21 protein-coding genes and 1 tRNA gene are annotated in these 26,244 nt (G+C 58.8%); 17 read left to right on the forward strand and 5 right to left on the reverse strand.

Annotation, left to right across the window (positions count from 1 at the left end; translation table 11 throughout):
- Window positions 1-3: 3 nt before the first annotated feature.
- Genes ACXZ66_RS03940 through ACXZ66_RS03960 form a run of 5 tightly spaced genes read left to right on the forward strand, consistent with a single transcriptional unit; the run spans window position 4 to window position 10,236 of the window.
- The gene (locus tag ACXZ66_RS03940; protein ID WP_458750620.1) at window positions 4-3,069 is read left to right on the forward strand and encodes a PD-(D/E)XK nuclease family protein; all 3,066 of its coding nucleotides are present in this window, start codon (window positions 4-6) and stop codon (window positions 3,067-3,069) included.
- Complete coding sequence (locus ACXZ66_RS03945) at window positions 3,062-6,340, forward strand: ATP-dependent helicase (RefSeq protein ID WP_458750621.1); 3,279 nt, start codon at window positions 3,062-3,064, stop codon at window positions 6,338-6,340. The genes ACXZ66_RS03940 and ACXZ66_RS03945 overlap by 8 nt, the downstream gene beginning before the upstream one ends.
- A gap of 3 nt (window positions 6,341-6,343) precedes the next feature.
- Window positions 6,344-7,429 carry a potassium channel family protein gene (locus ACXZ66_RS03950; protein WP_458750622.1) on the forward strand — a complete coding sequence of 362 codons (1,086 nt, stop codon included), beginning with the start codon at window positions 6,344-6,346 and terminating at the stop codon, window positions 7,427-7,429.
- The gene (locus ACXZ66_RS03955; protein ID WP_458750623.1) at window positions 7,429-8,190 is read left to right on the forward strand and encodes an NAD(+) diphosphatase; all 762 of its coding nucleotides are present in this window, start codon (window positions 7,429-7,431) and stop codon (window positions 8,188-8,190) included. The genes ACXZ66_RS03950 and ACXZ66_RS03955 overlap by 1 nt, the downstream gene beginning before the upstream one ends.
- The gene (locus ACXZ66_RS03960) at window positions 8,191-10,236 is read left to right on the forward strand and encodes an ATP-dependent DNA helicase UvrD2 (RefSeq protein WP_458750624.1); all 2,046 of its coding nucleotides are present in this window, start codon (window positions 8,191-8,193) and stop codon (window positions 10,234-10,236) included.
- On the opposite strand, the gene ACXZ66_RS03965 is transcribed toward ACXZ66_RS03960, so the two are convergent.
- Entirely contained in the window at window positions 10,220-11,104 is an 885-nt protein-coding gene (locus ACXZ66_RS03965) for a hypothetical protein (protein WP_458750625.1), read from the reverse strand. The two genes, ACXZ66_RS03960 and ACXZ66_RS03965, sit on opposite strands and share 17 nt — an antisense overlap.
- Before the next feature lie 74 nt (window positions 11,105-11,178).
- Here ACXZ66_RS03965 and ACXZ66_RS03970 point away from each other — a divergent pair, with 74 nt between their 5' ends.
- On the forward strand, window positions 11,179-11,694 hold the full coding sequence (locus tag ACXZ66_RS03970) for a M48 metallopeptidase family protein (RefSeq protein WP_458750626.1): 516 nt from the start codon (window positions 11,179-11,181) through the stop codon (window positions 11,692-11,694).
- A 3-nt stretch (window positions 11,695-11,697) separates the two neighbouring features.
- Here ACXZ66_RS03970 and ACXZ66_RS03975 read toward each other — a convergent pair whose 3' ends face one another.
- The gene (locus ACXZ66_RS03975; RefSeq protein ID WP_458750627.1) at window positions 11,698-13,104 is read right to left on the reverse strand and encodes a zinc-dependent metalloprotease; all 1,407 of its coding nucleotides are present in this window, start codon (window positions 13,102-13,104) and stop codon (window positions 11,698-11,700) included.
- Window positions 13,105-13,251: 147 nt separating this feature from the next.
- On the opposite strand from ACXZ66_RS03975, the gene ACXZ66_RS03980 reads away from it, so the two are divergent.
- Entirely contained in the window at window positions 13,252-14,319 is a 1,068-nt protein-coding gene (locus ACXZ66_RS03980) for a YlbL family protein (RefSeq protein ID WP_458751260.1), read from the forward strand.
- On the opposite strand, the gene ACXZ66_RS03985 is transcribed toward ACXZ66_RS03980, so the two are convergent.
- Together ACXZ66_RS03985 and ACXZ66_RS03990 are read right to left on the reverse strand one after the other, a co-directional pair.
- Window positions 14,316-14,999, reverse strand: a complete 684-nt coding sequence (locus ACXZ66_RS03985; RefSeq protein WP_458750628.1) for a hypothetical protein — start codon at window positions 14,997-14,999, stop codon at window positions 14,316-14,318. The genes ACXZ66_RS03980 and ACXZ66_RS03985 overlap by 4 nt on opposite strands.
- 46 nt (window positions 15,000-15,045) lie before the next feature.
- On the reverse strand, window positions 15,046-15,540 hold the full coding sequence (locus tag ACXZ66_RS03990; protein ID WP_458751261.1) for a PPA1309 family protein: 495 nt from the start codon (window positions 15,538-15,540) through the stop codon (window positions 15,046-15,048).
- Between the two features lie 129 nt (window positions 15,541-15,669).
- On the opposite strand from ACXZ66_RS03990, the gene ACXZ66_RS03995 reads away from it, so the two are divergent.
- A complete protein-coding gene (locus ACXZ66_RS03995; protein WP_458750629.1) occupies window positions 15,670-18,624 on the forward strand; it encodes a UPF0182 family protein in 2,955 nt (984 codons plus the stop codon).
- A gap of 160 nt (window positions 18,625-18,784) precedes the next feature.
- Window positions 18,785-18,861, forward strand: a tRNA-Met gene (locus ACXZ66_RS04000).
- On the opposite strand, the gene ACXZ66_RS04005 is transcribed toward ACXZ66_RS04000, so the two are convergent.
- Window positions 18,818-19,219, reverse strand: coding sequence for a helix-turn-helix domain-containing protein (locus tag ACXZ66_RS04005; RefSeq protein WP_458751263.1), 402 nt, complete (start codon window positions 19,217-19,219; stop codon window positions 18,818-18,820). The two genes, ACXZ66_RS04000 and ACXZ66_RS04005, sit on opposite strands and share 44 nt — an antisense overlap.
- A 369-nt stretch (window positions 19,220-19,588) precedes the next feature.
- Between ACXZ66_RS04005 and ACXZ66_RS04010 the strand changes: the two genes are divergently transcribed.
- The 8 genes from ACXZ66_RS04010 to ACXZ66_RS04045 all read left to right on the forward strand — a co-directional run bounded on the left by ACXZ66_RS04010 (window position 19,589) and on the right by ACXZ66_RS04045 (window position 26,220).
- Complete coding sequence (locus ACXZ66_RS04010) at window positions 19,589-20,728, forward strand: helix-turn-helix domain-containing protein (RefSeq protein ID WP_458750630.1); 1,140 nt, start codon at window positions 19,589-19,591, stop codon at window positions 20,726-20,728.
- Window positions 20,729-20,752: 24 nt separating this feature from the next.
- Window positions 20,753-21,133: a WhiB family transcriptional regulator gene (locus tag ACXZ66_RS04015; protein ID WP_458750631.1), complete on the forward strand. Its 381-nt coding sequence runs from the start codon at window positions 20,753-20,755 to the stop codon at window positions 21,131-21,133.
- 127 nt (window positions 21,134-21,260) lie between these two features.
- Window positions 21,261-22,484, forward strand: coding sequence for a hypothetical protein (locus tag ACXZ66_RS04020; RefSeq protein ID WP_458750632.1), 1,224 nt, complete (start codon window positions 21,261-21,263; stop codon window positions 22,482-22,484).
- Between the two features lie 37 nt (window positions 22,485-22,521).
- Window positions 22,522-23,184 carry a hypothetical protein gene (locus ACXZ66_RS04025; protein WP_458750633.1) on the forward strand — a complete coding sequence of 221 codons (663 nt, stop codon included), beginning with the start codon at window positions 22,522-22,524 and terminating at the stop codon, window positions 23,182-23,184.
- 15 nt (window positions 23,185-23,199) lie between these two features.
- Window positions 23,200-24,999, forward strand: coding sequence for a cutinase family protein (locus tag ACXZ66_RS04030; protein ID WP_458750634.1), 1,800 nt, complete (start codon window positions 23,200-23,202; stop codon window positions 24,997-24,999).
- The gene (locus tag ACXZ66_RS04035; RefSeq protein ID WP_458750635.1) at window positions 24,996-25,661 is read left to right on the forward strand and encodes a DUF6668 family protein; all 666 of its coding nucleotides are present in this window, start codon (window positions 24,996-24,998) and stop codon (window positions 25,659-25,661) included. Before ACXZ66_RS04030 ends, ACXZ66_RS04035 begins: the two co-directional genes overlap by 4 nt.
- A 41-nt stretch (window positions 25,662-25,702) precedes the next feature.
- Complete coding sequence (locus ACXZ66_RS04040) at window positions 25,703-25,948, forward strand: hypothetical protein (RefSeq protein WP_458750636.1); 246 nt, start codon at window positions 25,703-25,705, stop codon at window positions 25,946-25,948.
- Window positions 25,949-26,004: 56 nt separating this feature from the next.
- The gene (locus ACXZ66_RS04045; protein ID WP_458750637.1) at window positions 26,005-26,220 is read left to right on the forward strand and encodes a hypothetical protein; all 216 of its coding nucleotides are present in this window, start codon (window positions 26,005-26,007) and stop codon (window positions 26,218-26,220) included.
- Window positions 26,221-26,244 lie beyond the last annotated feature (24 nt).

Here is a 26,244-nt window from a genome sequence, read left to right on the forward strand (position 1 = left end):
GGCATGTCGAATAAGCGGCCTGAACTACCCAGCGTTGAATTACCTCCCAACCCCACGGTGTACTTAGTCCCGCGTACTGCGGTGACGAAGAAGCGCTCGTGGCAGTACCCCCTGCCTGAGCAAGGGGTGTGGAAAGTAACCGGTCAAGCCGGCTCAGGTGTGTCCAGCTTTTTGGTGGACACGGTGATGAACACCATCGAGCAAGGCAAGGACCCAGATGGCGTGCTGGTAGTTACCGCTTCGAAGGAATCTGGTGCGCGCTTGCGCCGCGAGCTGTCAGAACGCGTGGCGGAGTCTGGCTTCGTGGCCAACGAACCACTTGTTCGCTCCGTTCACTCCCTTGCCTTTGCGCTGCTACGCCAGCGTTCAAGCGAACAAATCCGGTTGATCTCCGGCGCGGAGCAAGACTCGGTCATTCGCCAGCTGCTGCAGGGTAATGCGGAATACGGCACCGGTTCCTGGCCACAGGATCTGCGCTCGGCGCTCACGTTTGTGGGCTTTGCCCGCCAGCTGCGAGATTTCATTTTGCGTGCCGTCGAACGCCAGCAAACTCCCGACACCCTGCGTGATCTGGGTGTCTTGCACAACCGGCCGATTTGGCAGGCGTCTGGGGATTTCCTCGCGGAGTATCAAAACGTCATGCGTTTGTGGGGAGTACACAGCTATTCGGCCTCAGAGCTGGTTTCGGCGGTGCTTTCCGGGCCGATTAGCTCTCGCTGGCACACGATTGTTGTTGATGATGCCCAGCACCTCGATCCAACATCGGGGAAGCTGCTCCAGCAACTGATCGACGAGGCAGATCTTGCCGTTGTCGGGGGAGACCTTGAACAGTCGGTCTTTCATTTCCGTGGTGCCTCTCCAGCGTTTTTCCAAGAGCTTAAGGCCACTCCGATTGATTTGGGCGCCTCGCGTCGTAGCCCGCGTCGTCGAGTAGCGGAAGCTCCAACACAGGCAGCACATACAGCGTTCCTGACCGATTATGTGCGTCGCGCCCACCTAGATGAGGGCGTTGCCTGGCGGGACATGGCAGTGGTGGTGCGCTCGACAGGGATGATTGAGCCGATTCGCCGCGCATTGCTCCAGGCTGAGGTACCCGTGTCGCTGAACCCCACCGATGTGGTGCTGGGAGAACAGCGCATTGTCTCGGCGATGCTTTTGGGCATCCGTGCCCTGTACACGGAGCTGACACCTTCGGAGTGGCGCGAGCTGCTGCTCGGACCGGTCGGTGGCGCGGACCCAGTCACCCTGAGGCGTTTGCTGCGCGGTCTACGCAGGTTCGCGCCGGGAACACGTGCCGAAGATACGCTGCAGGAATTGCTTCGCCACTCCAGCGAATTGCCTGATTTTGAAGGAGTGCTCACCGACCGTGAGCTTGGCATTCTTGAGCGGATCAGGTCGGTCTTGCGAGCCGGCCACGAGGCGTTGGAAAGAAATGCCAGCGTGGAAGAGGTTCTCTGGGAAGTCTGGAATGCCACCAAGCTCTCGGACAGGTTGTTAGCCCAGGCCTTGCGTGGCGGTGCGGCCGGTTCGCAGGCAGACCGAGATCTGGACGCCATGATGGCGTTATTCGATGCCGCGGGCGATTTCGCAGAGCGCAGGGAGCACGCCAGCATCGATGCGTTTGTCACTCACATCACCGAACAAGAGCTGCCTACGGGTGTGCGCGATCGTCGTATAGCAACTCCTGATGCCGTCGCCCTGCTTACGGCGCACGGCGTGGTCGGGCGCGAATACCAGCGCGTGGTGGTCGCGGGAGTTCAAGAAGGCACGTGGCCGAGCCTCGGGGAGACGGGCTCCTTGTTCGGGCAGGAGGATTTGGTTGACCTGCTTGACCGAGACATTGACCCGAACTTGCCGGTCTCGCATAGCGCGGACCGGCTCAAAGAGGAGCGGCGCCTCTTCCATGTGGCTAGTACTCGTGCTACCGAAGAAGTTGTGGTGACCTCGGTCAATGCCCCCGATGACGATGAGGCCCGCGAGCCCTCTCGGTTCATCGAGGAATTCTGCGCACGCCACGATCTACACGTTGAGCTGGTGGAACAGGCCTATGCCCCGGCGAGCGCGGACGCAGTCGAGGAAGGCACGTCTACTTTCCGAGTACTGGCCAAGGACGAACTGCTTGCAGAATTACGCCGGGCCGTGTCGGATCCTGAGGGCTCGGAAGCCTCGAAGAACCAGGCCTCCCGGCAGCTCGCGCGCCTGGCGCAGGAAGGAGTAGCAGGCGCTCATCCTGAGCAGTGGTACACGACGACGCAGCCGTCCACGAGTGAGCCGATCGATGCGCCGCGTGCGTTATCTCCTTCGCGGATCGAGGGGCTGTTGGCCTGCCCGTTGCAAGACGTACTAGGTCGAGCTCTGCAGACTCCCAACACCGTGGCCATGGTGCGTGGTTCCATGGTGCATGCCTATTTTGAGGCGATTGCCAAGGGCGCCGATGAGGAATTAGCGCGCCGGGACACTATCAACGCATATCAGGAAATCCGCAGCGTTCCCGCTTGGAAGGCGGAATCGGATACCGAGACCTTTGACGAATTGTTGCAGCGATCGCACCAGTGGATGGTGCAGTCCCGCTCGGCCCTCGAGCTCGTTGGCACCGAGGTCGACGTTGATGTGAGCATCTCCGAGGAGGTGAGAATCCGCGGGCGCATGGACAGGCTGGAACGCGAAGGATCTGGCGAGGCCGTCATTGTGGATCTTAAGACAGGCAAGTCGGTTCCCTCGAAAGAAGATACGGCCGCGAATGCCCAGTTGTTCGCATACCAGTTGGCGCTTTCGCGCGGGGTGCTTCGCGACGAAGGCGTGGTCACCGCGGGGCCCGGAGAAGAACCGATCAGCGTGGGTAGCGCCATCTTGGTCTATCCAGCAAAGGCGTCCAAGGGCATTACCACCAGGGAGCAAGCGAAGAAATCTCCCGAGGAGCTCGATGAGTTCCTCGAGGCGATTACGCCCTTGCCCGCAGAACTTACCGGTCCCACACTGACCGCAAAAACAGGCCCGCACTGCACCTATTGCCCAGTGCGCCAGGTCTGCCCAGTCCAACCAGAAGGAGGAGACGTTACTCATGGCTGATATGTCGCCCAAGGTCCTGTCCGGATACCTCGGTCAGAAGTTTCCCCCAACCGACCAGCAAGCCGATGTGATCGGCGCGGCACCCGGCCCGCTATTGGTGGTTGCCGGAGCCGGGGCAGGAAAAACCGAAACCATGGCCTCGCGCGTGGTGTGGCTTGTAGCCAATGGCTACGCCCGCCCCGAGGAAGTCCTGGGGTTGACCTTTACGCGTAAGGCCGCCCAGGAACTCGGGCGCAGGATCCGCGACCGGCTGGCCACGTTGGCCTCCAACTCTGATTTGGTGCGCCGGCTTGATCCCACAGGTCAGCTGGGGGAAGCCCTGACAGTTATTGCGCCCACGGTATCTACTTACGATGCCTATGCAGCCGATCTTGTGCGAGAATACGGCCTTTTGGTCCCCGTCGAGCCGGACTCGCGCCTGATTACCGCCGCCGAACTGCACTCCATTGCCCGCGAAGTAGTTATGAACTACACAGGTGATCTCCGTGGAGGCGCCGAGGTGAACTCCGCGACGACACATCTGCTGGATTTGGTCACTGAGATGGGCAACGGTCTTGTCACCGCCGAGCAGGTCTCGGACGATGCGCACACGTTTATCTCAGAGAGCGAGTCCTTGCCTAAGGGCCCAAAGCAGCGAGTTGAGGATTTCACCGCTACCGTGGCTGGGTGGCGCGACACCCAACTGGAGCGCTTGGACTATCTGCCGTTGATTGAAGAACTCAAGGCCGAGCTGAACAAGCGCGGAGTAGTCACGTTCAACGAACAGATGTCGGTGGCAGCGAAACTCGCCGCCGAGCACTCTTATGTTGGAGCTTCGCAGCGTCGCCGCTTCCGGGTGGTCATGCTGGATGAGTACCAGGACACCTCCCACGCTCAGCGAGTGTTGTTGCGCAGCCTCTATGGCGAGCGCAGGGACGAAGAGGAGAGTGCTGGTTCTGGTGCTGGTTCTGCGCGCCCTTTGACCGTGACCGCGGTGGGCGATCCGATGCAGGCGATCTACGGTTGGCGCGGCGCGACAGCCGAAAACCTTGAAGCCTTTGTGCAGGATTTCCCACCGGTTGGCGGGGAAGAAGCACCGAAGAAGGAACTGACCACCTCGTGGCGCAATCCGCCAGAGGTCTTGCAGCTAGCAAACGCTGTTTCTGATGATGTTTTGGGTTCCGATCCGAAAAAGAGGACCGTGGCCAGGTTGGAGTCGCGTCCGGAACCCGGCCAAGGAGAGGTCCGGCTGGGCTTCTTTGACCACAAAGACGAAGAAGTCGATTACATCGCCGACGAACTGGCAGCGCAGTTCAGCGCGAGCGACGAATTCTCCGCAGCTGTGCTGGTAAGAAAGAACAAGCATTCGCAACCCATCGCCGAAGCGCTCGAAGCACGGGGAGTGCCCTTCGAAATCGTGGGGCTTGCAGGCCTGCTCGATGTGCCGGAGGTAGCCGACGTTGTCGCGATTGCCACCATGCTGATCCGCCCGGAGGACTCCCAAGCAGCCTTGCGCATCCTGTCGGGACCTGCCGTTGGGCTTGGTTTGAAAGATATCGTTGCCCTTGCCGGGCGCGCCCACAACCTCTCGGGCGCAGCCGACCATAAAGACACCACCGAGCAGGTCGCATCCGAGGATCCACTCGAGGCCCTGCGCGAGGAATTGGACGCCCTTGTCCGTGAGGGCAGTGATGCCTCGGTAAATAGGGAAGCAGCCGGGCTCACCGATGCCGTGGCCGACCTAGGTGAGCCGGAGCGCTACAGCGAGGAAGGCCTCGATCGCCTGCGCATCCTCGCGTCCAAGCTGCGTTACCTGCGCACCCATTCGTTGGGCAAGCCACTCACGGATATTTTCGCCGATATCATCAGCGTGTTTGGCATCCGCACCGAAGTGCTGGCGCGCCCCAGCAGCACCGGCACAGTCCACCTCGACAAACTCGCCGACGAGGTAGCAGGCTTCTCAGGTGCCAGCCTCGACGGTTTGCTGGACTACTTCGAGCTGGCACGCGAGCACGAGGACGGCCTGGCCCCTGGCTCCGTCTCGGTGCGCACCGATCGGGTGCAGATCCTCACCGCGCACAAGGCAAAAGGCCTGGAATGGGACACCGTTGTTGTTGCCCACGCCGACACGGGCACCTACGCCGCGAAGGCAGAAACCTTCCTCACGCAGATTAAGCGGCTCACCCCGGATTCCTTCGATGCCTTCGAAGAAGCCGGTGATCGCAAAGATTTCGAGGACTTGTGCAAACAATTCATCGCCGATCAGCGCGGGGATGTCGCCGAGGAGAACTACCGCCTCTTCTACGTGGCACTGACCCGCTCCGAGCGCAAACTACTGATCACGGGTTCGCGCCACAGCGGAACGGGAACAAAGGCAGTCAAGCCCTACGAGCCGTTTGAAAAGCTTGCCCAGATCGTCCCCGAAGACTGGATCGTCGAGTGGAGCGAAGCCGAAGGCGAGGAGGCAGAAAAGGGCGTTGCCCGCGCCCCGGAGGTAGGCACATGGCCACAGACGATCGTCGATAAGCATGGCCTCGAGGCAGCATCGCGTGTCGACGACGCGCTGACCTCACCCCCTGAACACGCCCGTGGCGAGCTCTTTGACCTGTGGGAACGCGACACAACGGCGCTGATCGAGGAACAGCAGTCCCTCTCTGCGGCGGAGCTTGCGGTGGAACTGCCAGGGGAGCTCACGGCCTCGGATGTTGTGGCGATTCATGCCAGCCCCGAGCAGTTTGCGCGCCGGGCGAGGCGGCCAGTGCCGTTCAAGCCGAATTCCTACGCCAAGCGCGGAACGGCCTTCCATGAATGGCTCGAGGACTTTTATGGGGCAAGCCCGTTGCTCACCGAGGACGAATTGCCGGGTAGCGACGACGCCGATGTGGACGAGGCGACTCTGGCAAGGTTGAAGGCATCGTTTGAGCAGAGCCACTGGGCCAAACGCACGCCGCGTTTTGTGGAGCACCCGTTTGAAATCGCGCTGGGGTCGTCGGTGGTGCGCGGTCGCATTGACGCGGTGTTTTCTGTGACAGTGGATGGGCAGGAGCAATGGTGGGTGGTGGACTGGAAGACTGGTCAGCAACCGGTTGGCTCGCAGATGGACACGGCGAAGATTCAGCTCGCCGTGTACCAGGAGGCCTGGCGGCGGATCGCGGACGATGGGAGACCGGTGCGCGCGGCGTTTTATTATGTGCGCACCGACAAGGATTTCGCGCCACAAGACCTACCGGACCAGAAAGAGTTGGAAAAGCTACTAGAGTTCAGTGCAGAATCTAGTAAGAAGGGACTCTAGGGTGTGAGCGCATTTAACCAATTTCGGCCGCGCTTCCGGGGCGATTTAGAGCTCACGGAATTGCCGGACCACGCCCTGCTCGGCGTGATTAACATCCCCGAGCAGCTTGCGTCTAGCCCGTGGGGCCTGATTTTCCGCAGGTTCTCATGGGCAGCGGTGCTATTGGTGCTGGTGTCGCTGGTCGTTTATTTTGACAAGAACGGCTACTCGGAAGAACTGACGTTTTTGGACGCCGTGTATTACTCGGCAGTGTCACTGTCTACTACGGGCTACGGTGATATTGCCCCGGTGACTCAGGGCGCCAGGTTCGTCAATGTTGTGTTTATTACCCCGGCCCGCATCGCTTTTCTGATGCTTTTGGTCGGTACCACACTCGCGGTGCTTACCGAAGATTCCCGCAAGACTTTGCAAATTCAGCGTTGGAGGAAAACAGTGCGCAACCACACCATCATCATTGGTTATGGCACGAAGGGGCGTTCCGCAGTGGACGCGCTCGTCGCCGATGGCGTCAACCCTGCTCAGATTGTTGTGGTGGACACGAACAAGGAAGGCCTGCGCCGTGCGGAAACAGAAGGCCTGGTCACCGTGCACTGCAACGGTACGAAGTCGGACGTGTTAAAGATCGCAGGTGTGACCAGGGCGCGGTCTGTGGTTGTTGCGACCTCCTCGGATGACACCGCCGTGCTGGTGACGCTGTCGGTGCGCGAGCTCGCGCCGTCGGTGATGATTGTGGCCAGTGTGCGTGAAAGCGAAAACCAGCACCTGCTGAAGCAGTCTGGCGCGGACTCTGTGGTGATTTCCTCCGAGACCGCCGGGCGCTTGCTCGGACTTGCCACCGTCACCCCAACTGTGGTGGAGATGATGGAAGACTTGCTGAGCCCCGATGAAGGCTTCGCGGTGGCAGAGCGCCCAATCGCCGACGACGAAGTGGGCGCAAACCCGCGACACCTAGCCGACATTGTCCTTGGCGTGGTGCGCTCGGGCGAGCTCTACCGCATTGATTCTCCAGAGGCGGAGACGGTTGAACCAGGCGACAGGCTTTTGTATATCCGTTACTCCCCGGGCGCGACGGAGGTACCCCGCGACTAATGGCCAAACTGCTACTTATTGACGAAAGGGGAGCCTTCCCCTTAGACATGGATCGCCGCCCGCTCTACATCACAGCGGCAATAGGCGCGGGTCTGGGGCATGCGATCCGCGTGCATGACGATGTCTTTGCGGTGAGGGTGCCCCGTGCGGTGGTCAAAGACGTGGCGCTGAACGGGATTGGGTATGCGCGCAATTTTGCCCAAGACCGCACCATTGCACGTGCAGTGAGCCTGCTGGCTAATCGAGACCGTGCACTCTACGATCCGCGTGATGGTTCACCGGTTGATTTCGACGAAGCTGGGTTTGTCTCCCAAGGAGCGGGGGAGCATCCGATTTTCCCGCGCCTCGACCCGGCCGTGATCGGAGTGGTCGTCCACGAACACCACGACGCGATCTTGCTGGGCAGAAACTTTAACCGGCCGTTCTACTCCTGCATCGCTGGCTACGTTGAACACGGTGAGAACTTGGAAGAAGCGTTCATCCGCGAGGTGTTTGAAGAAACCGGTTACGTGGCCACAAACCCGACCTATGCGGGCTCGCAGCCGTGGGCAATGTCGGGCTCATTAATGATGGGGTTTTATGCGCAATCTAGCGACGAGGAACCATCTGGCGAGACCGATGGGGAACTCTCCGACATCATCTGGGCCACACGCGAGGACTTGAACACCTTGGCGTTGCCACTTCCTGGTTCACTTGCTCGCACTCTTATTGAAGGCTGGCGCACGGGAAACTATGAAATTCGAACCGAAGGGAATGCTTAAGTGATCGACCTCGATCTACTCGACGACGATCAACGGGTCGCCGCCACCGCCCCACGTGGACCTGTGTGCATCCTGGCTGGTGCGGGCACCGGTAAAACCCGCACCATCACCTATCGCATTGCCCACCTGATCGACCAGGGCCATACCTCCCCGAACCGTGTCCTCGCGGTGACGTTTACTTCGCGTGCGGCAGGGGAGATGCGCGACCGCCTGCGCACCATGGGCATCGGCGGAGTCCAGGCCCGCACCTTTCACGCGGCAGCACTGCGCCAGCTGCGCTACTTTTGGCCCCAGGTGGCAGGGGATCTGCCCTGGAGGTTGCTGGATAACAAGTTTCCGCTGGTTGCCAGGGCTGCGCATTCGGTTGGGCTGAGCTCGAACAAGGAAACTGTCCGAGATCTGCTCGGTGAAATTGAGTGGGCGAAGGCCACCTTGATCACGCCTGAGTCCTACGCCGACAAGGTTGATGATTATCACCGTACCCCGCCGGTAGAGGCGAAGAAGGTCGGCGAGGTCTTCCGTTTGTACGAGGATGCGAAAACTAGCTCCGAAGGCATGCTGCTTGATTTCGATGATCTGCTTCTCCACGTTGCAGGTGCGCTCGAGAACGCGCCGGCGGTGGCCGAGGAGTTCCGCAGCCAGTACCGCACATTTCTTGTCGACGAGTACCAGGACGTCACCCCACTGCAGCAACGCGTCTTGGAGGCATGGCTTGGCGAGCGCGACGATCTCACAGTGGTTGGCGATGCGAATCAGACAATTTACTCCTTTACCGGAGCGACCCCGAACTACCTGCTGAATTTCTCGCGGACCTACCCCAATGCCACAGTGGTCAAGCTGCAGCGCGACTACCGATCCACCCCTGAGATCACGCAACTGGCGAATACGATCATTGGGCAGGCCAAGGGGCGCGTGGCAGGGACTCGCCTTGAGCTGCAAGGCATGCGCGAGCACGGCCCGCAGCCCACCTTTAGTGCCTACGACGACGAACCGACCGAGGCGCGAGAAGTCGCTGGCAAGATTTTAAGCCTGCTCAACCAGGGCGTGCCCGCGCGGGAGATCGCGGTGCTTTACCGCATCAATGCTCAGTCGGCGGCCTTTGAACAAGCACTCGCCGATGCGGGAATTCTCTACCAGGTCCGCGGTGGCGAGGGATTTTTCAAGCGTCCCGAAATCCGCGAGGCCATGAACACTCTCATTTCGGCTGCGCGCCGCACCGATCCCGGGGAGTCCCCGGTCGCCGTCGCCCGCGCCGCGTTCGCCCCGCTCGGGCTGACACCAACGGAACCTCAGGGCGCACAGGCCCGCGAGCGGTGGCAGACCCTGGGTGCCCTAGTGGATTTGATCGAGCAGATTGAGCGCTCCGGTGAGGCAAGCACCCTCACTGATGTGTTGGGCTCGCTGCAACGCCGCGCGGAATCCAAGCAGCCACCAAGCGTCGACGGGGTGACCCTGGCTAGCTTGCACGCTGCCAAGGGTCTCGAGTGGGATGCCGTGTTCCTAGTCGGCCTGGTCGAAAACACACTGCCCATCTCGCACGCGGTCAAAGCCGGCGACGAACAGATCGAGGAGGAGCGCCGCCTCTTCTATGTCGGCGTGACCCGCGCGAGGATCCACCTGCATCTCTCTTGGGCTCTTGCGCGGCAGGAAGGTGGCAATAAATCCAGGAAACGCTCCCGTTTCCTCGACGGCATCGCCCCAGAGCTCGAAGTGGAGAAATCCCCCGAGCGGCTCAAGCGGGCCAAGTCCTGTCGCGTGTGTGGCTTCCCGTTGGACACCCCGGCGGAAAAGAGCCTCGGCCGCCACGAGGATTGCGAACCCGGCTACAACGAGGACGTTTTCTTCGCCCTCAAACAGTGGCGGTTGAGCGAATCGAAGCAGTTCGGCCAGCCCGCGTTCATGGTGTTTACCGACGCGACCCTCATGTCTATCGCCGAGGCCATGCCACGCAACCAAGCCGAACTCCTCGACATTTCGGGCATCGGGCCTGCGAAGGTGGACAATTACGGCGAGGCAGTCCTCGAGGTTCTCAACCGATTCCGCTAGCGTGGCGCGCCTGCAGACACACCGGGCACACCTCGCTCTGCGGCATGGCACCCACCTCACGCGCAGGTTCCACGAAGGGGTCAAGCAGGACATAATCGCCAGGTCGCAGGCGCTTGACGACGATTCCCGGTGGGATCTGTTCATCAATCAAGCGGCGCACAAACGCCACCGCCTCCGCCGCAGCCACCGCGATAACCGTGGGATCAACGCGAAGGGGCCCACCCGGCAACTGAGCTGAGACGTGGTGCCAGCGCTCGTCGATCTTCGTCAGCCCCAATTGCAGGCACAACAGACACGGGCCGTGACCGGCGATGCGTGCCGGGCCCACTAACGCCCGGTGATCGAAAATGGTCACGGGAACCGCATTGGGCGCCAACCTGGTCAGTGCAGGTGCCAGTGAGCGGCTGTGCGCCAACCGATCCACTAGCAAGACTGGGTTTGCAGGGTCTATTTGGGCCAGAAAGGCGTTGTCGGTCTCCCCGCGGGTAGGCCGGCGCACGCGAAAACCCAGGTCGTGGAGTTGGCCGCTGATCTCCACCGCGAGGGGAGAGGAGCCAACGAGATACACAGTGCGCCCATTCGGTGGGATGAGGACTTTGTAGGAGAGGAGCTCGTCGAAAAGCGACTCAATCTCTGCTCTGTCTGCTCCCGTACGCACCGCAAACTCCTCGGCGGCCAGCGGGCGCGCGATGGGTGTGCTCAGGGTGTGCAAGAGCTCGGCAAGTTCCGGGGCAAGCGGTGATTCTAAGACCCCGGTGCGCGTGGCATCGAGGCCGAATTGGATGTGGGTGGCGTCGCGCAGGATGATGTTCACGCCGCTGGCAAGCACAAGGCGTGGCGGATTGTAGGTTGGTGGTGTCGGGCTCACGAATCTCTCCCCCTTGAGATGTAGTCGCTGGCACCGTGTTAAACCCCATTGCACCACAGCTAGAATCGACTGTCATGCCGAAGGTTCCAAAGGTGACAGTCATCCGTTCCGCGAAGCGCCGCCGCACGATCCAAGCGCGCGAAGTCGGGGGAGTGATTGAGGTGCGCATCCCGGCCAGTTTTAGCAAGGCGCAGGAGCAGGCAGCGGTCGACGAAATGTTGGTAAAGCTGGCAAAGAAGCGTCGCTCCACGCACCAAAGCGACGAGGACCTGCAGCGTCGTGCGCACAGGCTTAACGACGATGTGCTGGCCGGAAACGCCACAGTGGGATCGATTCGCTGGGTAAGCAATCAAAACACTCGCTGGGGCTCATGCACGATTTCTACCGGCGATATCCGAATCAGCGACCGGCTAAAAAACGTGCCGGATTATGTGGTGGATGCGGTGATCGTCCACGAGCTCACCCACACATTTATCCCTGGCCATGGGCCGGATTTTTGGGCCTGGGCAGACAAAGCGCCCCTCGCCGAGAGGGCGAAGGGCTACTTGGAGGCGTATCAGAGGTTCGGAGGCCAAAGGCCTGGGGAGTAAGGGCTAAAGTTCGGTGCCGTCCTGGCTACCGTCGTCCTTGCCGTCGCCTTCCTCGCGCTCCTTAATGCCAGGCTCATTGCGCAGCATCTCTTCGAGCTTGGCAATTTCTTCGTCGAACTTGGTGTCTGGCGCATCGTCAAGAATCGAATCAATGAACGAGGCGGGGTTTTCCAGCTGATCTGCGGAGGGCAGGAAGTCCGGGTGATCCCAAACCTTGTCGCGGCGTGCGACACCCACTGCCTGGGTTGCGCGACGCCACAGCTCAGCGGCTTGTTCCACGCGAGGAGCCTGAACATCAATGCCGACAACCTGTGCGATCGCGCGCTCTGCGGAACCGCCGGTGGCGCGGCGACGACGCCACGCCTCGCTCATGGCTGCCTCGGAGGGGAAGCGTTCCTTCAACGCCTCGGTGACAACGACGTCAACCCAGCCCTCGACGAGCGCGAGAAGCGTTTCCAGGCGCGACGTTGCAGCAGCATTGCGTGAGGTAATCTTCGGGCTCATGTCCATGCCCTGCATCTGGTTCAGTGCATCTTGAATGGCCTGTGGGTCACCGGACTCTAGGTTGAGCCCGCGGGCGGCCTCCTCAATATTGGAGGTATCAATTTCTAGCCCGTTGGCGTATTCCTCAACGGAGGCAACGATGCGCTCCGTGAGCCATGGGACGTGCTTAAACAGGCGCTGGCGGGCAACCTCACGCGCGGAGATGTACACCAAGATCTCTTGGCCTGGGACATTCAAGTCCTTGGAAATCTGCGCGACATTGTTCGGCAGCACGGCAGTGACACCAGAAGGTGAGGTAGGAAGACCGAAATCAGAACCGCTCAGCGCCTGCTTCGCCAGATCGCCGAGAGCGTGGCCGAGCTGCATCCCGTAATTCATGGCGTTCATCTGGGACATCATCTGCGCCATCTGGCCCATCATCTGGCGGGCTTCCTCGGGCATGGAATCTAATTGTGCGCGGCTCATCTGCTCGGCCACAGGGTTCACTAAACGCTTCCACATAGGCAGGGTGTTGGTGACCCAATCCTCTGCGTTCCACGCCTCAACGCGGCCCTCAGCGGTAGGCAGATCGGAGGCATCATTAAGCCAGAGATCAGCTAGGCGCACAGACTCCTCGACCGCGTTGCGGTCACCTGCGGAAACCTTTTGCACATTGCCGATCTGTTGGCGGGCGATACGTTCAGCCATGTCATAATTCACGGCACTGTTGCCGTCGGAGGACTTCATTGAATCCCCCATGCCGGAAAGCATCTGGCCAAATTGGTTCAGGATATCGCCCAACCCACCTTGGCCCGTGCCGAAGCCGAAACCCTCATAAGGGTTCTGACCATTACCGTCCTTGCGGTTTTTGTCATCATCGTCGTCGCGTCCATCATTTGGGAAGGAGAAACCGAATCCGTTACTCATACACCCAAGACTACAGTCCAATACCCTCATCAAGCCATGGCAACTGTAACGCTCATAGCGAACAGCGTAAGGTATCAATTTGTGACTGGCCCGAACTCGCAGAACGCCCCAGAGAAAACCCCCGAGAACACCTCGCAGTATTCCGAGCTGAAAACCTCGAGAAGAAAGAGGCGCCTTTCCACGATTACGTGGGGAGCGATTCCCGTGGTTCTTCTCGCAGCCCTGGTCACTGTTGATCGGATCCCAGGCACCGATATCTCGCTGACCGTGCCTTATGCCGCTGAAGGTCCCGGGCCGACCTTCAACACGCTCGGCGATGTCGACGGCCAACCCGTCGTTCAAATCGACGGCGCCGAGACGGATCCAACCTCCGGCAATTTGAACATGACCACGGTGTCGGTGCGCACGAATATGACGTTGGCACAGGCGCTAGGTCGGTGGTTGCTTACCGACGATTCCCTGGTCCCCATCGAGCAGATCATTCCTCCAAACGTCTCCCAGGAGGAAATGCAGCAGAGCAACGAGCAGGCTTTTGTGTCCTCGGAAGCCTCCGCGACCGTGGCCGCCATGAACTACCTCGGTCGCCCCACCAAAGTGATCGTCCACGACACCGTGGCGGACTCCGCGGCCGCCGGCATTATTCAGGCCAACGATGTGATCAATTCGGTCGATGGCACCGAGGTCACGCAGCCAGGCAAGGTCCAAGAGATCGTGCGCGCAAAGGCACCAGGAGACACCATCGAGTTAGGGATTTCGCGTGGCGACGAGCAGCTCACCGAAACCATTACGCTTGGCCAACACCCCGAGGACTCAAAGATCCCACTGCTGGGCATCACCATGACCTCTGAGCCTGCGGACGGCGTCAACGTGAATTACAACCTCAACGACGTCGGTGGTCCTTCTGCCGGAATGATTTTCTCACTGGCTGTGATTGATAAGCTCACACCAGGCGAACTCAACGGCGGGAAATTCGTCGCTGGCACGGGCACAATCGCCGAAGACGGCACAGTGGGCGCCGTCGGCGGTGTCGAACACAAGGTTGTTGCGGCGAAAGATGCCGGCGCAGAGCTATTCCTCACACCAGCCGACAATTGTGCAAGCGCACTGAGCTCCGACACCGGTGACATGGTTGTTGCCAAGGTGACCAACCTCGACGATGCGGTCAAGGCCATGGACAGTTTCGCCAACGGCGAGCAAGTAACAACTTGCCGCTAAGCGGCACCTACCTGGGCTGGTTTGTCTGCCGCACTTGGGCTCGTGGTCGGGGTTTCCTTGACCGCCAGGCCAAGATCGTAGATGCGCTGTTCTGGGTCTTCCTGATCGGAGGAGACCATCTGCTGCATGACCAGGCCTTCGTCGTTGTCAACGACGGTAATCACAGCCGTGGTGCCCAGGGTGGACCAGCCGACAACCTTGCGGCCGGTATCTTCGACCACGCGTGAGCTGCGCAGTTCCGTGAGCAACTGTGTAGTCGAGGCCGCCTTTGAATCCGAATCGAAGAACTGGAACTGACCAACCTCAGGGCCGGAGCAGTCATAAGAACCTGAAATGCCCGATTCCGAGCAGGTATCAAACCCATCGAAGAAGGATTCTGGAGCCAGTGGTGCGAACGTTTCCTTCACATGTGCCAGGATTTCGGCGCTCGCTGCCTTTTCGTCGCGCTCAGATGCCGTGGAATTGCGAGTGGTCTCCGAAGCAGAAGGCTTACTCGATGAGGAAGTACTGGTTGCCTCAGAGGAAGGCGCTGGTGCAGATTCCGAAGAAGTCGGTTCCGCAGGAGTGGGCTGCGCGGTTTCATCGGTGGCTTGATTATTCCCGCATGCAACGAGCAGGCTTGCGGCAAACACGCTAGAGACGAGGCTGGCCGTTATACGAGTCGCGCGGGTGCGGTGCACGTTTCACTCCTGAGGGTGAGGTGGAAAATCTTAGACTTTATCTATCCTAAACCATGTCCTCAGGATCCTGCTCCAAACCGTAGCGCAGAGCAGAAATGATCCCGGGTGCTACGTCAGGCCCACCGCGCAAAGAGATCTGATCTTCAGCAAAAGGTCCAGCCGCCTCGATCTCCTCAACTGTAGGTCGAATCTGCAGCAGGGTCAGGTCCACCTCTTCGTCGCGAAGCGCCCCAGAGAACAACCGCGCCGGACGCGGACCCTCCCCGGGGGTGGATGCATCCTTGAACTTAATTTCTTGTGCGAGCACGACACCGGCGACTTCCTCTGGCCAGGCAATGCGCGAAACGTATTCAGCTAATTCTTCCGAACCTGGCAGGATAGACTGGGGAAGATTGTCCTGTACTACCAGTGTTAGTGGGGCTTTCTCATCTTCATCGAGGGTATCAATTTGGTCGATGAGAAGTGATGTAGGAACGAGTGCGAACAGCGTCGGGGAGGCATCCCAGCCTTCTGCGTGGACGAACTCAACTGCCTCCATCATCGCCTTATTGAGCGCTTTTTGGTTGGGAGAATCAGACAACGGGAACCCTTCTGGTCAAACTAACGTTGGACAATTTAGAGTAGAAGATTATACGCCTTCTCACACAACTATTAATTAAGGAGCTTGGTTTTGGCTACAGGCCTAACTAATCCTCAGCAACCTATCAGGAGACCATCAAATAAATTGATGATCACAGTGGTAGTCATTGCAGCTATATTGCTGCTCTTGCCGATGGGAGTTGGTCTGTACACAGACTGGCTATGGTTCGGCGAGCTTGACTATCGCGGAGTATTTTCCTCCGTGATTTTCGCTCGTATCATCCTCTTTATTGTCTTTGGCCTGGTTGCGGGTCTGATTACATACGTGGCAGCGCGATTTGCTTGGCGCGGCCGTCAAACGGATACCACCTTTATGGATCCGAACTCGCCAATAGCGCAGTACCGCGCGAGTATTGAATCTGGTGTGAAGAGCCTCTTGATGTGGGTTCCAATCGTCGTTGGCATCATCGCTGGTTTTATCGGGCAAGGCAACTGGCGCACGGTATTGCTGTGGCTGAACGGTGAGAGCTTCGGCCAAACCGACGCCCAGTTCGGCCGCGACTTGGGCTTCTACGCCTTTACGTTGCCGGCGCTGAACATGATTGTTAGCACGCTGTCGATCCTGCTGATCATTGCCTTCGTTGTCGCCCTTGTCGGCCACTACCTGCTCGGCGGCATCCGCATTGGTAATCAGGCCGCAGGCGTGAAAGGGTACATTTCCAAGCCTGCTCGCGTTCAGCTGGCAATCACCGGCGGTCTGTGGATGCTGGTTCAGGCGGTCCAATACTGGCTTGAGCGCTACTCGCTGCTTTATAACGAAAACGACATCTTCACTGGTGCATCCTTTACCGATATCAATGCGCAGCTGCCAGCAAAGATCATTTTAATGATCATCGCTGTCGTTGTTGCTGCCGCATTCTTTTTGGCAATTGTCTACAACGACCTGCGCGTGCCTGCCCTTGCAGTGATCCTGATGGTTGTTTCTGCTCTGGTTATCGGCCAGGGTTGGCCGGCGCTGATGGAACAGTTCTCCGTTGTTCCAAACCGCCAGGCCAAGGAATCCGAATACATCGAGCGCAATATTCAAGCAACGCGCGAAGCCTATGGCTTGACCGACGATAAGGTGACCTACCAAGAAAATTGGGGCACCGACAACGTCTCCAACGAAGATGTGGCCAAGGACGAGGCAACGATCTCGAACATTCGCCTGCTGGATCCGGATATCTTGTCACCTACCTTTACCCAGAATCAGCAGCTGCGTAACTTTTACGGCTTCCCTGACACTCTGGCGATGGACCGCTACCAGGTAGACGGTCAGATGCGCGACTTCGTCGTTGCAGCGCGTGAGCTTGATCCGAACGCTCTGTCGGAAAACCAGCGCGACTGGATTAACCGCCACACTGTGTACACCCACGGCAATGGTTTCGTGGCCGCCCAGGCTAACACCGTTGATGAGGCCGCACAGGATGCAGGCTCGACCCGTGGTGGCTTCCCAGTCTTCACCGTTTCTGACCTGCAAACAAATGCGCGAACTGCAGATAGTCAGGAAGCACAGCAGCTTGGTATCCATGCTGATCAGCCACGTATTTACTACGGTCCAGTGATCGCGTCTGCCACCGACGGAATGGATTACGCCATCGTCGGTGACACGGGCCAGGGCCCAGTTGAGTACGACACTGATACGTCTTCCTACACCTACGACGGTGAAGGTGGCGTGAATATCGGTAACCCGATTAACCGCACTGCTTACGCCTTGAAGTACCAGGAAATGAACATGATCCTCTCGGATCGTGTTGGCTCTGACTCGAAGATTATCTACGACCGCGATCCACGTGAGCGCGTGGAAAAGGTCGCACCGTGGCTGACCACTGACTCTAAGACCTACCCAGCTGTGGTCGACGGCAGGGTGAAGTGGATCGTCGACGGGTACACGACTCTGTCTGAGCTTCCATACTCCACCCGGGCCTCGCTAACCGAGACCACCCAGGATGCACTGAATCCCGATGGCACCACCCAGCGTTTGATCTCCAATGATGTGGGCTACATCCGCAATTCCGTCAAGGCAACGGTTGATGCCTACGACGGTACGGTGACTCTCTACGCATTCGACGAGGAAGATCCAGTTCTGAAGGCTTGGATGAACGTCTTCCCAGACACTGTCCAGCCAAAGAGTGAGATTTCCGACGAACTGAACCAGCACTTGCGCTACCCAGAAGATATGTTCAAGGTGCAGCGTGAACTGCTGGCTCGCTACCATGTCTCTGATCCGGGCGTCTTCTTCAACAACGATGCCTTCTGGTCGGTTCCAAGCGACCCAACTGCAGCCGATGGCAACCAGCAGCTGAACCAGCCTCCGTACTACGTTGTGGCTGCCGATCCTGACAATGGTGGGGAAGCTACCTTCCAGCTGGTCACCCCGTACCGTGGCCTGAACCGTGAGTTCTTGTCCGCCCACATGTCGGTGACCTCGGATCCGCAGAACTACGGCCAGATGACCGTGCGCGTGCTGCCGACGAACACACAGACTTCAGGTCCGCGTCAGGTTCAGGACGCGATGATGTCGTCCGACCAGGTCGCCCGCGACCGAACTCTGTGGGAGGGCACCAATGACCTGCACAACGGCAACCTGCTTGCACTACCGGTTGCGAACGGCGAGATTCTCTACGTCGAGCCGATTTACTCGCAGCGCAAGGATCAGTCCTCGGCCTTCCCGAAGCTGCTTCGTGTGCTTGTGTTCTACAAGGGAAGCGTGGGCTACGCCCCAACCATCTCGCAGGCGCTGTCGCAGGTGGGCATTGACCCGGCCGCAGCCCAGGACATCAACGTTGTTGACGAGAATGGCAACACTACGCCTACCGAGACGACACCTTCCGACACGGCACCAGCAGCGCCAGCAAATGCGGACGCAGCATTGCAGCGTATCGACGATGCCCTACGCGGAATCGAGTCTGCGAAGAACGGCTCCTTCGAGGAGTACGGTCGTGCACTCGATGAACTGGACAAGGCCGTTCAGGAATACCAGAGCTCGCAAAATAGCGCTGGCTAACTTGAATGAACCGAAGGTAAAACTTAGGTAGCCAGACAAGCGGATCCCCTGCATGGAAATAGCTTCCAAGCAGGGGATTTGGCCTTTGTGGCTATCATGGGTATAGTTACATCTCGTTGCCCAGTAAGGCAGCAAGGTGAAAATTAAAGAAGGCACCCGACGCGGGGTGGAGCAGCTCGGTAGCTCGCTGGGCTCATAACCCAGAGGTCGTAGGTTCGAATCCTGCCCCCGCTACCAACTTCTTGCGATTGACCCCCTCTTCGGAGGGGGTCTTTTCGTCTGTCGTGACCTCGACGCGACGGGGGAGAAGGTCTGTTACTTCAACGCCAAGTACATCGGCTACTACGTAAAGATCTTCAGTTGTCCAAGCAGTTTGACCGTAGAGCTTACGACTCACGCCTGCACCGGTAATTCCTAGAGCTTCTCCAAGCGCCTTCCTGGTTATTCGGCGCCGGAACATTATCTGATCGACCTTTGCTCCGATCGCCTCATTGAGGGTCATTGTTTGCTGCGTAACTGTCATAAATAAAACCGTAACATGCGAAAGAAACCAAGGCAACCGAATGTAACTGACAGTTGCGAAAGTTTTGAGCATGTGTAACTCTGAGTTACATGAATGTGAGTAGCAGTTACGATGATGAGTGTTGGTTGACGCCGGAGCGTGCGGGAGGCAAAATCCCGGGACATCCTTCGGCGGTCACAGTTCGGAAGTGGGCGAGGGAGGGGAAGCTCCCTGGCTCGGTTCAACTTCCGAGCGGACACTGGCAGATTCCAGCTAGTGCTATTAGCGCACTCTATGCGGGGGGTGTCTAGCCATGGTGACAAAAAGAAAAGTTGCCTCCGTTAGCGGCGGAGACAACTTCAAAGTGGCAACTGTTCATCTTGATGCTCGGTATTTACTCTCGCAGGAGCTGCGTGAGCTGTCAACTGCTTTCTCTGGCTCGTTTTGCGAGGGGGCACCGGCATGAGTACAAAAGCTGTTGCGTGGGTGCTCGATGATTTGCAGGCGCTGAAACCTGGGCCTTCGTTGGTGATGTTGGCTTTGGCTGATTTTGCTGATGAGCGCAATTCGTGCTTTCCGGGGCAGGAACGTCTCGCCAGGCGGTCTCGCTGTTCTCGAAGGAGTGTTGTTCGCCATCTTGCAGAGCTGCGCGACCTCGGGCTGATTTTCGTAGAATCCCGGACGACGAACGACGCGCATGGACGTGTCCGCCGGACGTCAAACCGTTATGTTCTCAATGTTGGTGTGGTGGTTAATACCGAAAGTGACATTGTGGCACTTTCGGCCAAATATGCTGGTCAATCCGAATGTGACAGTTTGGCACCTACGGTCACCGAAAGTGACAAAAACGTCACCGAATGTGACACCGGTGTCACAGGAACCACTAGTTATATAACCACCAGTAATTCCCCCTCCCCCCACCCCTCCACGGTTGCTCAGTCGGAAGCAGCGGCTTCGCCGAGGGAGGGCTCGCCTGATGGCTCGGTGAGGGAGGATGTTCCTTCCATCGATGACGGGGTAGCTCGCCGCGGCTTCGCCGACGGCAACGCTTCACGGTTGGGCGGTGAGGCGCCTTCCGAGCGTGTAATTACGCTGATGGAAAACCAGAATACCCACCCTGACCTGCGGGACGATCGGCAGGAGTTGTCGTTCGAGGAGTCATCGTCGCTGGCTCGTGAAGTATTGCCGAGCCCGATGCAGGCGATGGGCCCGCAACAGTTGGTCAGGGTGGGACGTGCGATTGAGCTGCGGATCGATGCCGGATGGTCGAAAAAGCAGATCACGATGGTTTTGGGGGCACGCGAATTGCCGTCCCAGGTGCGGAACTTGGTGGCGCTGGTCATGGCCCGCCTGCGCGATGACGTGCCACTGGACCAGGTACCGCCGAAAGGTGTGAATTGGGCGTCTGATGCTGGTCATTTTGTTCGTAAGTCGCAGTGGTCGCACCAACTCTCCGATGGGCGCGTCATAACGCGTGGTGATCTCGATGTTGGATTGATCGCGATCGAATTCAATGCCGCTCGAAAGGATGGCCGGTGGAGCTCCGATGATCGCATGGACTTCGCTGTATCCAGCGGTATCGAGCGGTTCTTAGTTAGCTAAACAACGATTTAGAAAGGTTTTGTCATGAGTGTTGGTCATGACCACCATGGTCCCGGTCCCTATGTGTTTTTCCTGGTCGTCCCAGTTCCTCGGGAACTGATTGACGATGGCTTGTGCGCGGTTGAGGACGTGTGGCCCAACGGGCTATGGGATTTATCGGTTCCCGGCGAGTCAGTGCGGCAGCGCAAAGAGCGAAGGGCGTTAGCGAAGCGGGTGTGCTCGCAGTGTCCGGTGCGCGCATTGTGCGGGGATTTCGCTCGGCAGACATCGCAGTCTGGTGTGTGGGGTGGTGAGGTTTTTCCACCTTTAGCGAGTAGAGGAGGTGATGGTGCTGAGTTACAAAGTGCCCCCTGCGACACCGCAGGGGGCACTCGGCGTGGTGTTGGCACGCCACGTTCAGCATAACGCAGTTCGTTCTTGGCCTGTATTCCGCAGTGTTTTCGCTGTGTATGAGGGGGTTGACTGTGATTTTTGGAATGGTGATGCTGAGTCTGTCAAATCACAACGTTGATATCTTTGAGAGGAATTGTTGATGAATAAGAATCTGCGTGCAGCGCTTGCGTTGGCGGTTGCTGGCTCTTTGGTGCTCCCAGGTTATGCAGTTGCCGATGAGAAGCCAGCTCAGCCGGGTACTGTTCGCCCGGCAGAGAAGGCTGAGGCTCAGCCGGGAACCGCGAAGAATGAAGCTCCGAAGGAAGAAATAACGAAGGCAGAGTCAAAGCCTGAGGTGCAGGCAGCGCCAGATCCGGCTCCAGTCATAGAAGCGGCACCTGAGCCGATGCAGGAAGCTCCTGCTCCTGCACCGGCCCCAGCACCTCAACCTGAACCTGCGCCAGTGAACTACGAGCCGGTGGTGGAGCAGACTGGGCCGTCCCAGGCCGAATTGGCTACCGAGCAGGCGGCAGCAGCGCCAGTGCGAGAGAGCGTGGTTGAGCCTGTCATTGAGGAAACCACACCTGTGCGTACTGAGCGGGCTGATGAGGTTGCACAGTACGAGCTTGCTGCTGCGGTGGAAGACGGCGGTGATGTCCGTGATCAGGCGGGTAAGGATGATGAGGTCGTCATTCGTGAGGGGGAAGACGGCGAGATTGCGCCTGCCGATTCTCCTGATGGTGAGCCGGGCGAGGATGACGACGATGTGCAGTCTCCAGCAGCCCCCTCAGCTGAGGCTGTGGCGGGTTCTGAACAATCGCCTCCTGCAAACGTTGACAGTCAAAGCGTGTCGGCCGAGGATCTTCAGGGAACAGAGCAGCCCGTCGAGCAGGTTGATCTAGCTCAGCCTGCAGCCGAGCCCTTGGAGTCTGTGACTGCAGGTGCGGGGGTCGACAACTCCGTGGGAGCCGCGTCGATTGAGGTTCAGGCGTCGCCAGCGGAGACAGCGGTCTCGGCGACCGGGCAGGCGGCGGGTGGCTCTGAATCAGACGTGTCCGTTGCAATTAATCATGCAGATCAGGTTGTGAGCGTGGGCGTTGAAGGGCAGCAGACGTCGGCGTCTTATGACGCAGCAAGTCATGTGGTCAATGTTGATGTTGCCGGTCAGCAGTTTGACGTCGAGATTCCTGACGTACCGAGCCAGGTCACTGAGACTGTGGAGCAGGTTCAGCAGGCTGTGCCGGCGAATGTTGCCGAAGCTGTCGATAGCTCCGTTGTCCAGGTGGAAGCAGCGACCAATGACGTCCTTGCATCTATGCCGAACGGTGAGGAAGTCACTGATACTGCGGTAGGCCAGGTCACGACATGGTTTGAATCGAACTAACGAGTACACACCACCACGAACACGACTAGGAGGAAAAATGAGCTCGTGGTTCGATCAGTTTGAGAAGTCTCCGCTACCCGATGATTCAGACAATGATGTCGAGATGCCAGAGACTCGATCGGCGCGTTACCGCGGCGGAATGGGTGTGAGGAACCCCATGTTATGGCTACTTGTTGCTCTTGCGGTGGTCGTGCTTGTGCTCGCTGGCAGTTTCGTGTGGTTGTTCTCGGGTTCCTCGACGTCAACGGCAGCTGAGGAAGGTACCGCAGAGCCGACGCCACCTTCGGAGGTCGTTGAAGCAACTCCTACCAACCCAGATTTGCAGGTGGCTGTTGCGGGCCAGTGTGAACCTGAAGAAGGCGAGACCACGCTATCGACGGGCGATGATTCTTTGCGCGCGACTGTTGCAAATTGGCAAGACGCCTACTATTCCCAAGACACTGGCCTGACGAAGTACCTCACTGAGGACTCCTGGATGCACGAACAGGATTGGGAAGAGATTCTTCCCGAAGCAGCACCTGACGGTGTGTCGTGGTGCGCAGTCATGGCACCCGTGGAAGAAGCCGATAGCGGCGCCAGCGTTGATGTGGACCTGATGGTCACATTCGCTGATGATTCCTCTCAGACGTACCAGCAAACTGTCATCGGTGATCAGGACAACGAGGGTGCCTGGTTCATCGCGGATATTGTGACCCGCTAGAAAAGAGAAAAGAATATGAAACGTTTATCCACGCTCGGGTTCGCGACAATTGCAGCCTTGATCGTCTCAGCGTCTACGACTGTTATTCCTGCCAAGGCACAAGAAGCCGGATCCGAGACGGGGCGGGGAACGTGCCCATCAGTGCAGATGATTGCGGTTAATGACGTCGCAGATTCCGCGCTCGATCAGGCTGATGCGGGCTTCCTTGCTGATGTCTCGACGCCTGTTCTGGTTGCTGCGAATGAGGAAGGCACCCCTAGCGAGGCCTTGGATGCTGGTTTTAGGGCTCCTGCCGGACCTGCTGATACCGAGGATGTGCCAACGGGAAGCGGTGGGGATTCTGATGCTGATTGGAAGCCGGACGTCTGGGGAGAGGCGGGAGAAACTGCCGATGCGAGCAGTACGAGCTGGAAGCCCGACGTTTGGGGTGAGACCACTGCAACGGCAGAGACATCACAAGGTGAAGCAGCTCTAGAGTCACTAGAGGAATCAGTTGAAGAGTCTGAGAGTGCGCTGGCGACTGAGACTCCATCGGCGACGGCCGAAGTACAACCTGAAGCTCAGACTCCTGAGGTTGGGCGGACTATCATCTCGGTGCAGTCCACGGACGATACTCGCGCATACATTCCAGGCGTCACTGGGCCAGATTCGGTTCCGTCGTATAACGAGTCGATCACTCGGGCTGTTTCGGATACTGAGTCCGTTCTGGACGAGATCGATGAAGCTTGCCCTGGTACAAAGGTGATTCTGCTCGGCTCGGGACAGGGCGCGCAGGCGGCGTCGATAGTATCTAAGCGGATCGGTGCAGGTGAGGTATTCCCAGCAGACAAGGTGCTAGGCGTTAGCCTTTTTGCTGACCCTTCTCGGGGTGAGGATCAGCCGGTCGTTGCGTCCGGCGATTCTGCTCCAGCGGGTGCTACTGGCCAGTGGGACGCAGAAGCGGCACCGGGTGCCGGCGTTGCGACGGTCACCGGCGAAACGGCCAATGCTCCTGAGGGGGACTTTGGTGATGTCGCTGATCGGACGGTCTCGTGGTGCGCGGAGGGGGATACGTCGTGTGCCCTACCTGAGGGAGCACCATTGCGCACGTTAGTGGCAAATACTGCAGCCGGTACTGAAGGCAAAGCACCGGAGCAGGCATTATCGCACGTTACTGATGTCTTAGCTCCGGCAGTACTTCTGGGGTCGGTGGAAACACTGGCCTCGGATGTGGAGTTTGGTGACGACGGTTTTACTTTCAGTCGTGCAAGTAGCCCTGATTCCACGCTAGTGGGTCGGATTGCGACTGAGTCAGAGCGCGAGGTGCCACAAGATGAGATGGAACAGCGTCTACTCGCGTCCGGCATGCAGATTGGTGGTATGGCGTTGGCGGCAGGCGTCACGGTCGCGAAGGAAATGGTGCGCCCGGAGAATATCGCTCAGATCGCTGCTGCGTCGGCTGTCTCGCCGGCGGCTGGTGTTGGTGCTGCACTCGTGATTGGCGGTGGTGTTGCCGCAACGGAACTGATTTCACCGCGCACTATGACCACCGGTGCTGTGCGTTTGGCTGACGAGGCTCAGTCGCTCGGGATTGAGGACGAAGGTCTGGCACAAGCTGCTGTGGACGCAGCGGTTGGCTCCGAGGTTTCGAAGTCGAACGGCGCCTACTCGCAGGGCGCGGCTACCGCCACGGGTGAGACTGCCTCCGATGCGACAACAGGCTGGTTGCTCGATGTCGTCGGCACAGAAATTGGCCGCGAACTGGGGGCCGGTCCGCAGACGGGGCCAGCAACCTATGACACTGCCGCTATTGCGGCGGCACTTAAGGAGGCATGATGTCGATCTCGACGACGTATCAGAAGCAACGAGGTCAACCAGAAAACGATGTGGAGGTGGCACCGCGATTGAAGGTTGATGCGCAGACTCGTCACGCATTGACTGTCGCAGAAGAGCCAATATTTACCGGAGAGGGGTACTCACCTGTGGCATGGGCCGTGGGAGCGCATGGTGGTGCTGGTGCCACCACTCTGGCGCGAACTCTGGCACCTGTCGGCGATGCTGGCGCTGCGTGGCCGACGAAAGACGAGTACCCGCTGTGCGTGGTTGTCTGCCGCTCGACGCGCATGGGCTTGGACGCAGCCCAGTCGGCGGTATTGCAGGCCAAAAGTGGTCATGCAGGTGAGTGCGAAGTTCTCGGTGTCGTGATTGTCGCTGATGCTCCTGGCAGGACCCCGAAGTCATTGGTCCGTCGTGAGACGGTCTTAGAAGAACTCACCCATGTTTGGCACGTGTCGTATCTGCCAGGCATTCGTGAAAATGATGTCTCGGACTTAGCCGTGTGGGTTCCACGATCAGATTCCGAAGATGAAGGTCAACGGCGTAGCAGGAAGAAGAATCTTCCTGTCACAGAGGAAGTTCCGCAGACTATCGCTCAACTTGGAGCCAACATTTTCGAAGCGGCGTATGCCGCACATTCACTCAAAGATAAGGACAAGTAAGCATGAATCTCTCTCTTTTGCCTTACACGATTCTCGCTCAAATGCCTGGACAGAACATTCAGCCGCAGGCCCCCGCCGAGTTGTCATCGAAGTTCGATCGTCTTCTCAATCTGTTCATGTACGGCGGTATTGGTGTCGCAATTATTGGTGTCATTATCGCTGGTGGGACCCTGGTGATCTCGCGTTCGGCAGGTACTAGCGAAGAAGCCACCACCATGGCGTTGCGTATCGGGGCCGGGGCCATGGTTATCGGCAGTGCCGGCGCAATCATCGCGGCGCTGATATGAGAATCCTGCTTGCGCAAGAACCGCCGACAAGTACCTGGGTACCTCCGAATGCGGTCATGGCTGAGATCAGTAGTTGGCTCAACTTGGCGTTGTATGTGGTCCTCGGGTTGTCTGTGCTCGCCGTGATCGGCTTTGGTGTGTTGCTTGTTGCTGATCGCGAACGTGGAGAGCCAGTCAGCGCGACTGCACCGCACATGCGCGGACTACAGATCGCCCTTGGAGTGCTCGTTGCCTCCAGCGCAGGCTCACTGGTGACGTGGCTGGTCGCATAAATCCCTATCTGTCATATGACGAAA

The organism is Corynebacterium sp. S7, from assembly GCF_054401105.1.